Here is a 12726-nt window from a genome sequence, read left to right as displayed (position 1 = left end):
GCCCATTTTCGCAAACGCTTGTTTGCATCTGCTCAGGAACAGGGCAGACCGTGCCACCCGGAGCACAGTTGGGGATTGCCGGCAGCATTTTTGCGGCAAAAAGGCAACAATCGCGGCGCTGCAGCGCGGAGTGTGCGTGTATCGGCTGGAGTCGAGGCCAATTTTGACGATAATGGGACGCATGGAATCACGCTGCGGTGGCACCGCCGTGCCCTTGCAACGTCAATTGTCAACTTGGAAAATCGGTGACATGTCGCTGAAGGTGAAACTTGGACTCTTGGCCGCGGGCCTGATGTTGTCGGGCTGCATGCAGGCTACGACCTATGAGGCGACCAACACCCAGGCTTTCAAGCCGAAGGACAAGGAACTTCTGTCGAAGATCCGCTACGCCAATACGCCCGTGGCCGAACCCTATCGGCGCGCGATCGTCGACTATCACCGCAAGGAAGCCCCGGGTTCCATCGTCGTCGATTCGGACAGCCACTACCTCTATTACGTGCTCGAAGGCGGCAAGGCGATTCGCTACGGCATCACCGTCGGCGAGGAGGCGATGGCCTGGTCCGGCATCGCCAAGGTCGGCGCCATGACCGAGTGGCCGGCCTGGCATCCGACCAAGAGCGAGATCGAGCGCTTGGGCGTGCCGACCTTCGTGGCTCCCGGCCCGGACAATCCGATGGGATCGCGCGCGATGTACCTCTATGCCAACGGCAAGGACACGCTGTTCCGCATCCACGGCACCAACCAGCCGGAATATATCGGCGCCTCGATCTCGTCGGGCTGCATCCGCCTGACCAATGAGGACGCGATCGACCTCTACAACCGGGTCAAGGTCGGCACCATTGTCGTGGTGCTGGATCCGAAGAAGGGCGATTCGCCCTACAAGCCGCAGATGGCGCTGCAGGGCGGAGCAACCTTCGCCGCGATGCAGTAAGACCGCGGCGGCGGCCCATGACATCAAAAGCCGAGAAACGCGTTTAGCACCCTTTCAAAGGCGCCGGTCCTCCGGCGCCTTTTTGTTTTGACCCCCGTCAAGACCGGCTCCGATGCCTTCTCTTGCCCGCCTTCGCGGGCGCGGGCTGGGGCGGTGGCGGGGGTGTCGCCGTCTCTGCCTCTTCGGCGTCCGCCGCGGCAGCATCGGCTGAACCCGGCTCTGACGGCGCCGCTCTCTGCGGCTCGGCGGGCGTTGCTTCACCAGCCGCTGCTCCGCGCGCAGGCTTGCCGACCTTGCCCTCCTCGGCCCCCTCGGCCGTCTCCCGCGGCGGCGCCCCGTCGGGACGCACCGCCGGCATCAACGGCGCGATTTGCGGGAGCGGATCCAGCACGTCCCATTGGCAGATGCGATAATTGCTGCGCCGCTCGGCGAGGTCGAGATGGATGTGGTCCTCGTGATACCAGTCGGAATCAGGCCCCAGCACGGTTGTGAAGCGCGTGCACACGGAATGCAGCACGGCCTCACGCAGCTCCCGCGGCTGGGTCCGGTCGGTCAGCTCGATCATGCGGCCGTCGGCCAGCTTGAAGCCGCGCACATCGATCGCATTGGCGCGGCCATGCTCGGAAAGTTGGGCGCCGCTGACACGGTTGCGGCCGCGACACTCATAGGCATCGAAATTATCCAGGACGGCGGGCGGGCTGCCGAGCGATTGCAGGAGGGGCACGACATCGGAGCGGACCCAGGACGCGATCGCCGACGCCATCGGACAACGCATGATCGCCGCCGGGGTCACGGCCACCCGCCGCTTGTCCGGCAGCACCACGGCTTCCAGGCGCACCAGGTCGTCGCCACCGCAAGCCCCCGGCCCCTTGATCGGCGGAATTGATGGCGCCACCGCGATCTCCTCGGTCAAAGCGAGGCGGCAGGCCGATGGCTGCGGCACCTGCAGGGCCCTGGGATCGGCGTTGGCGTCCGGCTTGACGTCCGACTTGACGTCCGACTTGGCGTCGGTCCCAGCCTCGTTCCCAGCCCTCTCCTGCGCCTGCCGCGCAGCTCCCGGCTCGCCCTTCGCGGCGGCCTTCCCGCCAGTGCCGGCCGAATCGGTTGCCCCAGCGCCGGCCCGGACACGCGGCGGCGCCGCTTCGGGGCGCGGCTGCGGCAGCGGCACCGTCGCTATCGCGGGCTCATTGCGCGACGGCCCGGGTGCAGCATGGGCCCGGGGATGGCCCGCCTCGCGCGACCTTGCGGCCGCCGGCGCGGCAGCCATGAGCCAGCTCAATGCGATCACTGCCAGCGCCGCGCTAACCATCGGCCCTTGCGCGACGTCGTGGCCCGCACAAGGCCATTTGCGCGCGCTGCGGCGCGCGCTAAAATTCACGGAACAGACCAAAAGACCCTCGCTGTCCTAAAGCGAATACCACCGGAGGAACGACCTGATGCTTGGTTTGATGCAAGACTGGCCCCTGCTTTGTCACCGGATCATCGAACATGCGGCGACAATCCACGGCTCCCAGGAGGTCGTGACACGCTCTGTCGAAGGTCCCATCGTTCGCACCACCTACGGCGAGATCCACAAACGCGCCCTCAAGGTTTCACAGCAGTTGACGCGTCATGGCATCAAGCTGGGGGATCGTGTTGCCACCATTGCCTGGAATACCGGCCGCCATCTCGAGGTCTGGTACGGCATCATGGGAATCGGCGCGATCTGCCACACCGTCAATCCAAGGCTGTTTCCGGAGCAGATCGCCTGGATCATCAACCACGCCCAGGACCGGGTCGTTATCACCGACCTGACCTTCGTGCCGCTGCTGGAGAAGCTCGCCGACAAGCTGCCCAGCGTCGAGCGCTACGTGGTGCTGACCGATGCAGCGCACATGCCGCAGACGACGCTGAAGAACGCGGTCGCCTATGAATCCTGGATCGGCGAGGCCGATGGCGACTTCGCCTGGGGCACGTTCGACGAGAACACCGCGGCGGCGATGTGCTACACGTCCGGCACCACGGGTGATCCGAAGGGTGTGCTGTATTCGCATCGCTCCAACGTGCTGCATGCGTTGATGGCCAATTCCAGGGATTCGCTCGGCACCTCGGCCGCAGACACAATGCTTCCGGTGGTTCCGCTGTTCCATGCCAACAGCTGGGGCATCGCATTCTCCGCGCCGTCGATGGGCACCAAGCTGGTGATGCCCGGTCCGAAGCTCGACGGCGCGTCCGTCTACGAGCTGCTCGATACCGAGAAGGTGACCTACACCGCGGGCGTGCCGACGGTGTGGCTCATGCTGCTGCAGCACATGCAGGCGCATAACCTCAAACTGCCCCATTTGAAGATGGTGGTGTGCGGCGGCTCGGCGATGCCGCGCTCGATGATCCAGGCCTTCCTCGACATGGGCATCGGCGTGCGCCACGCCTGGGGCATGACCGAGATGAGCCCGATCGGCACGCTCGCGACCTTGAAGCCGCCGTTCCTCGACGCCGAGGGTGACGCCAAGCTCGACGTGCTGCAGACCCAGGGCTTTCCGCCGTTCGGCGTCGAGATGAAGATCACCGACGATGCCGGCAACAAGCTGCCCTGGGACGGCAAGACCTTCGGCCGGCTGAAGGTCTCCGGGCCCGCCGTCTCCAAGGCCTACTACAAGGTCGACACCAACATCCTCGACGGCGAAGGCTTCTTCGACACCGGCGACGTCGCGACGGTCGACCCCCACGGCTTCATGCGCATCACCGATCGCTCCAAGGACGTCATCAAATCCGGCGGCGAATGGATCTCCTCGATCGATCTGGAGAACCTCGCGGTCGGCCATCCGGCCGTCGCAGAGGCGGCCGTGATCGGCGTGTATCACCCGAAATGGGACGAGCGGCCGCTGCTCATCGTACAGCTCAAGCAGGGCCAGACCGCGACGCGCGAGGACATCCTGAAATACATGGAAGGCAAGATCGCCAAATGGTGGATGCCTGATGACGTCGCGTTCGTGGACGGCATCCCGCACACCGCAACCGGCAAGATCCTGAAGACGGCCTTGCGCGACCAGTTCAAGGCCTATCGCTTCCCCAACGCGGCCGCTTGAACGCCCGATCATCGTTGAACGCGACCGGCGGCCTCTCCGACCAGAGAGGCCGCTTCTGCATGTGGGCGTTGGACAGCGGGATCGGCCTGAACCACCATTCCGACCGAACGCGAGAAGGAGATTCGACGGCCATCATGGGCACGAACGCAAACCGGCCGGGACCAGAATCGCCGCGGGCCACGTGGCGCGAGGTGCCCTCGACCGTGCTGACGCTGGGGCTGGTGTCACTCCTGATGGACATCTCCTCGGAGCTGGTGCACGCGCTGCTGCCGGTCTTTCTTGCAAGCGTGGTCGGCGCCAGCACCGTCACCATCGGGCTGATCGAAGGCGTCGCCGAGGCGACCGCGGCCATCACCAAAGTGTTTTCCGGCGCGCTGTCGGACCGGATCGGCAACCGCAAGCTGCTGATCGGGATCGGCTATGGGCTCGCCGCCCTGACCAAGCCGGTGTTTCCGCTCGCCAGCACGCCCGGGCAAATCCTCGCTGCGCGGTTCATCGATCGCATTGGCAAGGGCATCCGCGAAGCGCCGCGGGATGCGCTCATCGCCGATGTGACCCCGGAGGGCATCCGCGGCGCGAGCTACGGCCTGCGCCAGTCGCTGGATACGATCGGAGCCTTTGCCGGTCCGCTGCTCGCGGTGGCACTGATGGCGCTCTACGACGACATCCGCGCCGTGTTCTGGTGGTCGGCGCTTCCAGCCGTGCTCGCCGTGCTGCTGATCCTGTTCGGCGTTCATGAGCCGCGGACGAGCGCGCCCGAGCCGCGCCGCAACTGGCCGATCCATGCGCGCGAGCTGCGCCGGCTGCCCCGTGCCTATTGGATCGTGGTCGCGATCGGCGCAGTGTTCGCGTTGGCGCGCTTCAGCGAGGCCTTCCTGGTCCTCAAGGCGCAAGCCGACGGTCTCGCTCTCTCCCTGATCCCGCTGGTCTACGTGCTGATGAACCTGATCTACGCCGGCGTTGCCATGCCCGCCGGCATCCTCTCCGACCGTATCGGCCGCAGCAATGTGCTCACCTGCGGCCTCGTCGTGCTGACAGCCGCCGACTTGACGCTGGCCTTCGCGCCCGGCCTCGTCGGAACCGCGATCGGCGTTGCGCTCTGGGGCCTGTATCTGGGCCTGTCGCAGGGCCTGCTCTCCGCACTGGTGGCGGATACCGCGCCGCCCGAGCTGCGGGGCACCGGCTTCGGCCTGTTCAACCTCGTGACCGGCGGTGCGCTGCTCATTGCAAGCCTGCTCGCGGGCTGGCTGTGGCACGCCCATGGGTCGCAAGCGACGTTCATGGCCGGTGCCGGGTTCTCGCTTGCCACCCTCGTCTTGATGATGACGGCTCTGCGGACCCGTCCAGCCCCAAACGCTTGACGGTATGCAAGGACCGCTCCCTCGGGCCAAACGCCCCTTGAATTTAGCGCATCCGCGTGGTCTCACACGGATGAACCGGCCGCCCGGCTTAACGCCAGCAGCGGCCCAACCTGGCAGTTCCTGACACGATGGCCCGCAGGTTTCACGCCCCCTATCTGTCGGAGCCGACCTCCAGCCTCGCGACCTGGGCCCGCAATGTGGCGGTGTTCTCCGTCGTCGCCGTGCTGGTTTCGATCCTGATCCTCCGTTTCGACTTCCTGGAGATGAAGCCGGCGCTGGCGACGTTCTTCGGGGCGCTGGGGCTGGCCGCGCTCTCGATCCTGCTCGGGCTCGCCGCCTTCGTCGCGATCTGGCGCAATGGCAGCCGCGGCATGAGCCGGGTGCTGCTGGCATTCATGATCGATGCCGTGGTGCTCGCTTATCCGGCCTATCTCGCGCTTCAATATCGCAAGCTACCCAAGATCTACGACATCACGACCGATCCGATTGATCCGCCGCGCTTCGAGGCGCTGGCGCCACTGCGCAATGGCGACGGCACCAATACCGCGGTCTATGCCGGCCTCTATTCAGCCGAACAGCAGCGGACATTCTATCCCGATATCGAGCCGGTGCAGATCGAGCTGCCGCCCGACCGCGCTTATGCGATCGCGCTGAAGCTCGTCAACCGGCGCAAATGGTTCATCGTCGACGAGCGCGCGCCGCAGCCGCCGCGCCGGATCGGCCGTATCGAGGCCGTGGCGCGCACCCCCATCATGGGCTTCCGCGAGGACATCTCGATCCGCGTCCAGCCCGATGGCGAGGAGTCCCGGATCGATGTGCGCTCCGCCTCGCGCTATTTCGATTCCGATCTCGGCAGCAACGCCGCGCGGGTCGGAAAGCTGCTCGAGGACCTGTCGAGCGCCGGCGAGGCCGAGGCGCAGAAGCCGGTGAAGAAGGTCACGCCGCCGCCGGTGACGGCGAAAGGCCAGGGCAACGCGAAGACCGTGAAGAAGTAAGTGGGCGAGTAGCGAATAGGGAGTCGCGAATAGGAAAGACAGCCGCACTCGCCCGCTTTTGCCCTCCCTACTCGCTACTCCCTATTCGCCAACCCGCTACACCAACCGATACGTCCCGCCGATCACCGGATCGCCGTCTGTCGCAACGACACCGCGGGCGACGAGGTCTTCCAGATGCGCGAGCACCGAATAGCCCGCTGCGGTGGTGAGCCGCGGATCGATCCCGATATAGATCGCACGCACCATGGTCGGGATGTCCGCCTCGCCCTTCGCGAGGCGATGCAGGATCGAGGCCTCGCGCGCCTGGCGGTGCCGCATCAGGAAGCGCGTGTAGCGCGGCCCTTCCGGAATCTCGGGACCATGACCTGAAAAATACAGTTCCTCCGGACGGCCGGCGAGCCGCTCCAGTGACGCCATGTAGTCGACCATCGACCCGTCGGGCGGCGCAACGATCGAGGTCGCCCAGCCCATCACGTGGTCGCCCACAAAGATGGTGCTGCGCCCGGTCCAGGCGAAAGCGAGATGGTTCGCGGTATGGCCTGGCGTGGCCACCGCTTCCAATTGCCAGCCGTCGCCCTCGATGACATCGCCATCGGCAACAATGACGTCGGGCGCGAAATCGCGATCGACGCCGGATTCCGGGCTGTGCTTCTCGCTCTCATAGCGCGGCCGCGACGCACGATGCGGGCCCTCGGCATAGACGGTCGCACCGGTCGCAGCCTTCAGACGGCCGGTGTTCGGCGAGTGGTCGCGGTGGGTGTGCGTGACGAGGATGTGCGTGACCGTCTCGCCCCTGACGGCATCGAGCAGCGCCTGCGCATGTGCCTCGTTATCCGGCCCGGGATCGATGATCGCGACATTGCCGGTGCCCACGATGTAGCTGACCGTGCCGGTGAAGGTGAAGGGACTCGGATTGTTGCAGAGGACACGGCGAATGCCCGGACGGACCTCGTCGACGACACCCGCAGACAGCGGGAAGTTGCGGTTGAACGGGACGTCTTCCTCGGCCATCTGCTGCCCTTACTCTGTGCGGGCCCTTGAACGGCCCGCTTCCTCCGACGTCATGCCCCGCGCAGGCGGGGCATCCCGTACGCCATGACGTCTCGGCTCACCATTGTCGTCCCGGCATACTGGATCGTCCGCCTTCGGCCTTCGCGGACGATGACAGTTGAGGGCGTGGCAGATGCCGGAGACGACGGCACGAACTAGAAAAACGCCTGAATGCCGGTGATGGCGCGGCCGAGGATCAGCGCGTGGACGTCGTGCGTGCCCTCATAGGTGTTGACCGTCTCGAGGTTCGCGGCGTGGCGCATCACCTGATACTCGATCTGGATGCCGTTGCCGCCATGCATGTCGCGGGCGACGCGGGCGATATCGAGCGCCTTGCCGCAATTGTTGCGCTTGACGATCGAGATCATCTCCGGCGCCATCTTGCCCTCGTCCATCAGGCGGCCGACGCGCAAGCTCGCCTGCAGGCCGAGCGCGATCTCGGTCTCCATGTCGGCGAGCTTCTTCTGGACGAGCTGCGTCGCGGCGAGCGGCTTACCGAATTGCTTGCGATCGAGCGTGTACTGGCGGGCGCGATGCATGCAGTCCTCGGCGGCACCGAGCACGCCCCAGGAGATGCCGTAGCGGGCGCGGTTGAGGCAGCCGAACGGGCCCTTCAGGCCGGAGACGTTGGGCAGCAGCGCCTCTTCCGGCACCACCACACCATCCATCACCACCTCGCCGGTGATCGAGGCGCGCAAGGACAGCTTGCCGCCGATCTTCGGCGCCGACAGGCCCTTCATGCCCTTCTCGAGGATGAAGCCGCGGATCTGGTTGTCATGCGCGGCGGACTTCGCCCACACCACGAACACGTCGGCGATCGGCGCATTCGAGATCCACATCTTGCTGCCGGTCAGGCGATAGCCGTCGGCGACCTTCTCAGCGCGCGTCTTCATGCCGGCCGGATCGGAGCCGGCATCCGGCTCGGTGAGGCCGAAGCAGCCGACCCATTCGCCGCTGGCGAGCTTCGGCAGGTACTTCTTGCGCTGGTTTTCGTCGCCATAGGCATAGATCGGATACATCACCAGCGACGACTGCACCGAGTTCATCGAGCGATAGCCGGAATCGACGCGCTCGATCTCGCGCGCCACGAGGCCATAGGCGACGTAGCTCGCATTGGCGCAGCCATATTCCTCCGGCAGGGTGATGCCGATCAGGCCGAGCTCGCCCATCTCGTTGAAGATCTCGCGATCGGTCTTCTCCTCGAGATAGGCCTTGGTCACGCGCGGCAGCAGCTTGTCCTGGGCATAGGCGCGCGCGGTGTCACGCACCATGCGCTCGTCTTCGGTCAGCTGATCATCCAGCAGGAAGGGATCGTCCCACTGGAAGCTCGACTGGGCCGGCTTGTCCTTTGCCTGAGGGCGCGCGCTCATGAATGATCCTTTCGCGTCTCGCTGCGCACGGGTCGCAGCAGTTGAGAGGTTAAGTCCTGGAAGTTCAGCCTTCAAGCCGTTCGTTGGCGACGATCTCGATGCCGAAACCCGACAGGCCCTTGTAGTCATGGGCCGACGAGGTGAGGTTCCGGATCGACGTCACGCCGAGATCACGCAGAATCTGCGCGCCGACCCCGACCTCACGCCATTGCCGATGACGATCGGCCTCGGCGGTGTGCGGCTCTGTGACCGGCTCGACCGGGACGCCGGCTGCGCCATCGCGCAGATAGATCAGAATGCCGCGGCCGGCCTTCTTGAAGTGCTGCAGCACCGCTTGAATACGCTGCGGACCCGCGATCAGGTCCTTCACGATGTTGGGCTTGTGCAGCCGTGTCAGCACGTTCTTGCCGTCGCCGATGCCGTTGTAGACGAATGCCGCATGGGTGATCGGATCGAACGGAGAGCGGTACGCGAAGCCCTGCAGCGGGCCGATCGGACTTTCGGTCGTGAAGGTCGACACGCGCTCGATCAGCTTCTCGCGCGCCTGACGATAGGAGATCAGATCGGCGATCGTGACGTGCTTGAGATTATGGGCCGCCGCGAAACGGACGACCTGCTCGCCCTTCATGACGGTGCCGTCGTCATTCATCAACTCGGAGATGACGCCGACCGGCGGCAGGCCCGACAATTTGCAGAGATCGACCGCCGCCTCGGTGTGGCCCGAGCGCAGCAGCACGCCACCGTCGCGCGCGATCAGCGGGAAGATATGGCCGGGGCGCGCGAAATCGTTGGCACCGGCATTGGGATTGGCGAGCGCACGGCAGCAGGAGGCGCGCTCCTCGGCGGAGATGCCGGTGCCGCCGTCCGGCTTGTAGTCGATCGAGACCGTGAACGCGGTGGTGTGGTTGGAGTCGTTGTGCGCCACCATCGGGTCGAGCCGCAACCGGCGCGCGTCGTCGGCCGTGATCGGGGCGCAGACAATGCCGGAGGTGTGACGAATGATGAACGCCATCTTGTCGGGCGTGCAGAGCGAGGCCGCAACGATGAGGTCGCCTTCCCCCTCGCGATCGTCATCGTCGGTCACGACGACCATCTCGCCCTTGGCGAAGGCGTACAGAACTTCCTGGATCGAGTCGGCCATTTGCAAGTCTCGCTGCTTTTCCGGGGCGTGCTTTAGCCGGGATCGCAGGCGCGCGCCAGAGCAGCGGAACCGCCGCTCGAAGGTCGCCTTCCCCGGGGAAAGAACCTGTCCTGCCGGGACAAGCACCCTGGTATCTGTTTAAAGTCGCCTCCCATCGAGAACAAGGGAGCCGCGCCTCATGGCCGCATTCGATTTTGCACCGCTCCTCGGCCCTGGTCTACCGGCTCCGGCCGCGCGCTGGAGCGGGCTTGCGAAATACAGCTTCGTCGGCGGCAACAATGACGCCGACGCCGTCCCTGTGGAGGGCCTGCGCGCGGCTGCCGATGCCGTGCTCGCCCGCGAAGGCCGGGCGCTGGCCACTTACGGCCTCGCGCATGGCCCGCAGGGCTATCGTCCGTTGCGCGATTTCCTGGCCACCAAGCTGGCGCGCGACGCCGGCATGTCGGTCCGGGCCGATGACATCATGATCCTGTCCGGCTCGCTGCAGGGCCTCGATCTCGTCAACCAGGCGCTGCTGACGCGCGGCGACACGGTGCTGGTCGAGCAGGACAATTACCAGGGCGCTCTGACCCGGCTGGCGCGGCTCGGCGTCAAGCCGATCGCCATTCCGCTCGACCGCGACGGCATGCGGACGGACGTGCTGGCCACGGTCCTGGCCGATCTCAAGGATCGCGGCATCCGGCCGAAATACATCTATACCATTCCGACGGTGCAGAACCCGACCGGCACCATCATGCCGGAGAGCCGACGGGCCGAGCTGCTCTGGCTGTCGCGGGCCTATGGCGTGCCGGTGTTCGAGGACGACTGCTATGCCGACCTGATCTGGGACGGCAAGCGGCCGCGCGCGATCCACGGCATGTCCGACCATGGCGGCGTGATCCATCTCGGCTCGTTCTCGAAGTCGATCGCGCCGGCGCTCCGCGTCGGCTTCCTCGTCGCACCATGGCAGATCATGTCGGTGCTGCTGGCGCTCAAGACCGACGCCGGCTCCGGCGCGCTCGAACAAATGGTGCTGGCCGAATTCTGCAAGCCGCATTTTGCCACCCATGTGCCGCAACTGGTCAAGGGGCTGCGGGCCAAGCTGGACACGCTGGTCGAGGCACTCAATGCGGAGTTCGGCACCGCGGCCGAATTCGACGCGCCGAAGGGCGGCATCTTCCTCTGGGTCAAGCTGCCGGATCAGGTCGACGCGATGAAGCTGTCTCAGGCCGCGCTCAAGCGCGGCGTGTCGATCAATCCGGGACCGGAATGGTCGACCGATGCCACGCATGCGCGGAGCCGGCTGCGGCTGTGCTTCGCGAGCCCCTCGCATCAGGAGATCCGCGAGGGCATCGCCGTGCTCGCCGAGGTCTGCCACGAGGAGTTCGGCGTGCCCAAGCGGTCCGCCAATGTGGAGCGCGGCAGCCCGGCCGACTGACGGCGCGGCTCACCGCACCGAAAACGGCGACTGATATGGCCTCCCGAATGGCACGCCGTTGATCACGGTCTGCACCGGCTTGAGCTGCAGCTTGCCGTCGCGCTTGTTGCCGCGCGTGTCGACGAAACTGGCGGGGCCTTCGACCAGATCCATGATCGCGAGATCGGCCGGTGCGCCGAGCTGCAGGGTGCCGAGCTTCGGCGCCCGGCCGATGATCTTGGCCGGCGCCGACGTCGTCATGCTCACAACCTGCTCCAGCGACAATCCCATCGCCAGGAATTTGCCCATGACGTTGGGCAGGAACGGCATGCCCGGCGTATTGCCCGAGAACACGTGAATATCCGAGGAGATAGTGTCCGGGCCGCAGCCGCCGGGGATCGCGACCTCGGCGACGGTGAAGTCGAAGCTGCCGCCGCCGTGACCGACGTCGAACAGCACGCCGCGCTGCTTGGCCGCGAGCGCCGCCGGCAGGAGCCGGCCGTCCTGCACGATATTGGTGAAGGCGCCATTGAGGTTCGGCGCACCGGAATAAGCGTGGGTGAGGATGTCGCCGGGCCGCAGCAGGTCGAGGATCTGCGACATCAATTCGCCGGTCTCGACGCCACCGATATGCACCATCATCCGCGCCGGCCAGCCGCAGAGCTCACAGGCCTTGATGCCTCGCTTCAATGGCTCGAGCCCGTGCTTGAAGATCACGTTCTCGGACATCCGCACCTTGACCCCGAGCAGGAAGTCCGGGTTCTCGGCGAGCGCCATGGCGCAGGCCTCCACCTGCGCGTTGTCGATATTGTAGAGCTCGGCGACGGGAAAGGCCGACAGGCCATTATTGGCGATATGGACGAAAGCATAGATGCGCGCGCGCGACTGGGCGACGATGAAGCGCCGCAATGCCGCCAGATTGTTGACACCCGCATCGCCGGCCGAGACGACCGTCGTGGTGCCCTGGAACTGCACCAGCTCGTCCGGTGGGATGCCGATCGCAGAGCCGTAGGGATAGACGTGACTATGAAGATCGACGAGGCCCGGCATGACCAGCCGCCCGGCGGCGTCAATCGACCGCAGCCCGCGCTCCACCGGGATCTCAGCGTCAACGGCCTCGATGATGCCCCAGCGGATCCCGATATCGCGCCTGCCCCGCAGGGACTGGCTGGGATCGATGAGGTCGCCTCCCTTGATGATGAGATCGAATTTGTCGGCCGGGCCCATCGCCGCATGGGCCGCCCCTGAGACCACGGCCATGCTGGCCGCTCCGGCAGACAACAAGAACTCACGGCGCGACAGCGCGGACATGGTCGCCTCCCCAATGCTTGTTTGTAGTTGGCCACAGCATGCGCTCGGTCCGCCGATCCGACAAGACCATAGGGTGTCAGATCCGGTTCACACGCCGACGTCGAAA

General features: G+C 65.8%; 10 protein-coding genes. 5 read left to right on the top strand and 5 right to left on the bottom strand.

Annotation, left to right across the window (positions count from 1 at the left end; translation table 11 throughout):
- The first annotated feature begins 250 nt into the window (after nt 1–250).
- Complete coding sequence (locus tag BBTA_RS11460; protein ID WP_012042652.1) at nt 251–931, top strand: L,D-transpeptidase; 681 nt, start codon at nt 251–253, stop codon at nt 929–931.
- A 97-nt stretch (nt 932–1028) separates the two neighbouring features.
- Here BBTA_RS11460 and BBTA_RS11455 read toward each other — a convergent pair whose 3' ends face one another.
- Nucleotides 1029–2240 carry an extensin family protein gene (locus BBTA_RS11455; RefSeq protein WP_012042651.1) on the bottom strand — a complete coding sequence of 404 codons (1212 nt, stop codon included), beginning with the start codon at nt 2238–2240 and terminating at the stop codon, nt 1029–1031.
- A 127-nt stretch (nt 2241–2367) separates the two neighbouring features.
- On the opposite strand from BBTA_RS11455, the gene BBTA_RS11450 reads away from it, so the two are divergent.
- The 3 genes from BBTA_RS11450 (at nt 2368) to BBTA_RS11440 (ending at nt 6352) form a co-directional block, all read left to right on the top strand.
- Nucleotides 2368–3996, top strand: coding sequence for a fatty-acid--CoA ligase (locus BBTA_RS11450; RefSeq protein WP_012042650.1), 1629 nt, complete (start codon nt 2368–2370; stop codon nt 3994–3996).
- A 134-nt stretch (nt 3997–4130) separates the two neighbouring features.
- On the top strand, nt 4131–5357 hold the full coding sequence (locus tag BBTA_RS11445; RefSeq protein ID WP_083780780.1) for an MFS transporter: 1227 nt from the start codon (nt 4131–4133) through the stop codon (nt 5355–5357).
- Nucleotides 5358–5485: 128 nt separating this feature from the next.
- On the top strand, nt 5486–6352 hold the full coding sequence (locus BBTA_RS11440; RefSeq protein ID WP_012042648.1) for a DUF1499 domain-containing protein: 867 nt from the start codon (nt 5486–5488) through the stop codon (nt 6350–6352).
- 96 nt (nt 6353–6448) lie between these two features.
- Here BBTA_RS11440 and BBTA_RS11435 read toward each other — a convergent pair whose 3' ends face one another.
- The 3 genes from BBTA_RS11435 to ribB form a co-directional block, all read right to left on the bottom strand.
- Nucleotides 6449–7363, bottom strand: a complete 915-nt coding sequence (locus tag BBTA_RS11435) for an MBL fold metallo-hydrolase (protein ID WP_012042647.1) — start codon at nt 7361–7363, stop codon at nt 6449–6451.
- Between the two features lie 194 nt (nt 7364–7557).
- The gene (locus tag BBTA_RS11430) at nt 7558–8772 is read right to left on the bottom strand and encodes an acyl-CoA dehydrogenase (protein ID WP_012042646.1); all 1215 of its coding nucleotides are present in this window, start codon (nt 8770–8772) and stop codon (nt 7558–7560) included.
- A gap of 64 nt (nt 8773–8836) precedes the next feature.
- Complete coding sequence (gene ribB / locus BBTA_RS11425) at nt 8837–9913, bottom strand: 3,4-dihydroxy-2-butanone-4-phosphate synthase (RefSeq protein WP_012042645.1); 1077 nt, start codon at nt 9911–9913, stop codon at nt 8837–8839.
- 178 nt (nt 9914–10091) lie between these two features.
- On the opposite strand from ribB, the gene BBTA_RS11420 reads away from it, so the two are divergent.
- Entirely contained in the window at nt 10092–11330 is a 1239-nt protein-coding gene (locus BBTA_RS11420) for a PLP-dependent aminotransferase family protein (RefSeq protein WP_012042644.1), read from the top strand.
- Between the two features lie 9 nt (nt 11331–11339).
- On the opposite strand, the gene BBTA_RS11415 is transcribed toward BBTA_RS11420, so the two are convergent.
- Nucleotides 11340–12620 carry an amidohydrolase family protein gene (locus tag BBTA_RS11415; RefSeq protein ID WP_012042643.1) on the bottom strand — a complete coding sequence of 427 codons (1281 nt, stop codon included), beginning with the start codon at nt 12618–12620 and terminating at the stop codon, nt 11340–11342.
- Nucleotides 12621–12726 lie beyond the last annotated feature (106 nt).

The organism is Bradyrhizobium sp. BTAi1, from assembly GCF_000015165.1.
In the GTDB taxonomy this organism is placed as follows: domain Bacteria; phylum Pseudomonadota; class Alphaproteobacteria; order Rhizobiales; family Xanthobacteraceae; genus Bradyrhizobium; species Bradyrhizobium denitrificans.
Note: the sequence above shows the minus strand (reverse complement) of the source record. Positions and strands in the feature narration are given on the sequence as shown.

Excerpts from the sequence above, each read along its gene's own strand:
- BBTA_RS11415 (WP_012042643.1), bottom strand. The coding sequence starts at position 12,620 with ATGTCCGCGCTGTCGCGCCGTGAGTTCTTGTTGTCTGCCGGAGCGGCC.
- BBTA_RS11420 (WP_012042644.1), top strand. The coding sequence starts at position 10,092 with ATGGCCGCATTCGATTTTGCACCGCTCCTCGGCCCTGGTCTACCGGCT.
- BBTA_RS11455 (WP_012042651.1), bottom strand. The coding sequence starts at position 2,240 with ATGGTTAGCGCGGCGCTGGCAGTGATCGCATTGAGCTGGCTCATGGCT.
- BBTA_RS11430 (WP_012042646.1), bottom strand. The coding sequence starts at position 8,772 with ATGAGCGCGCGCCCTCAGGCAAAGGACAAGCCGGCCCAGTCGAGCTTC.
- ribB (WP_012042645.1), bottom strand. The coding sequence starts at position 9,913 with ATGGCCGACTCGATCCAGGAAGTTCTGTACGCCTTCGCCAAGGGCGAG.
- BBTA_RS11440 (WP_012042648.1), top strand. The coding sequence starts at position 5,486 with ATGGCCCGCAGGTTTCACGCCCCCTATCTGTCGGAGCCGACCTCCAGC.
- BBTA_RS11460 (WP_012042652.1), top strand. The coding sequence starts at position 251 with ATGTCGCTGAAGGTGAAACTTGGACTCTTGGCCGCGGGCCTGATGTTG.
- BBTA_RS11450 (WP_012042650.1), top strand. The coding sequence starts at position 2,368 with ATGCTTGGTTTGATGCAAGACTGGCCCCTGCTTTGTCACCGGATCATC.
- BBTA_RS11445 (WP_083780780.1), top strand. The coding sequence starts at position 4,131 with ATGGGCACGAACGCAAACCGGCCGGGACCAGAATCGCCGCGGGCCACG.
- BBTA_RS11435 (WP_012042647.1), bottom strand. The coding sequence starts at position 7,363 with ATGGCCGAGGAAGACGTCCCGTTCAACCGCAACTTCCCGCTGTCTGCG.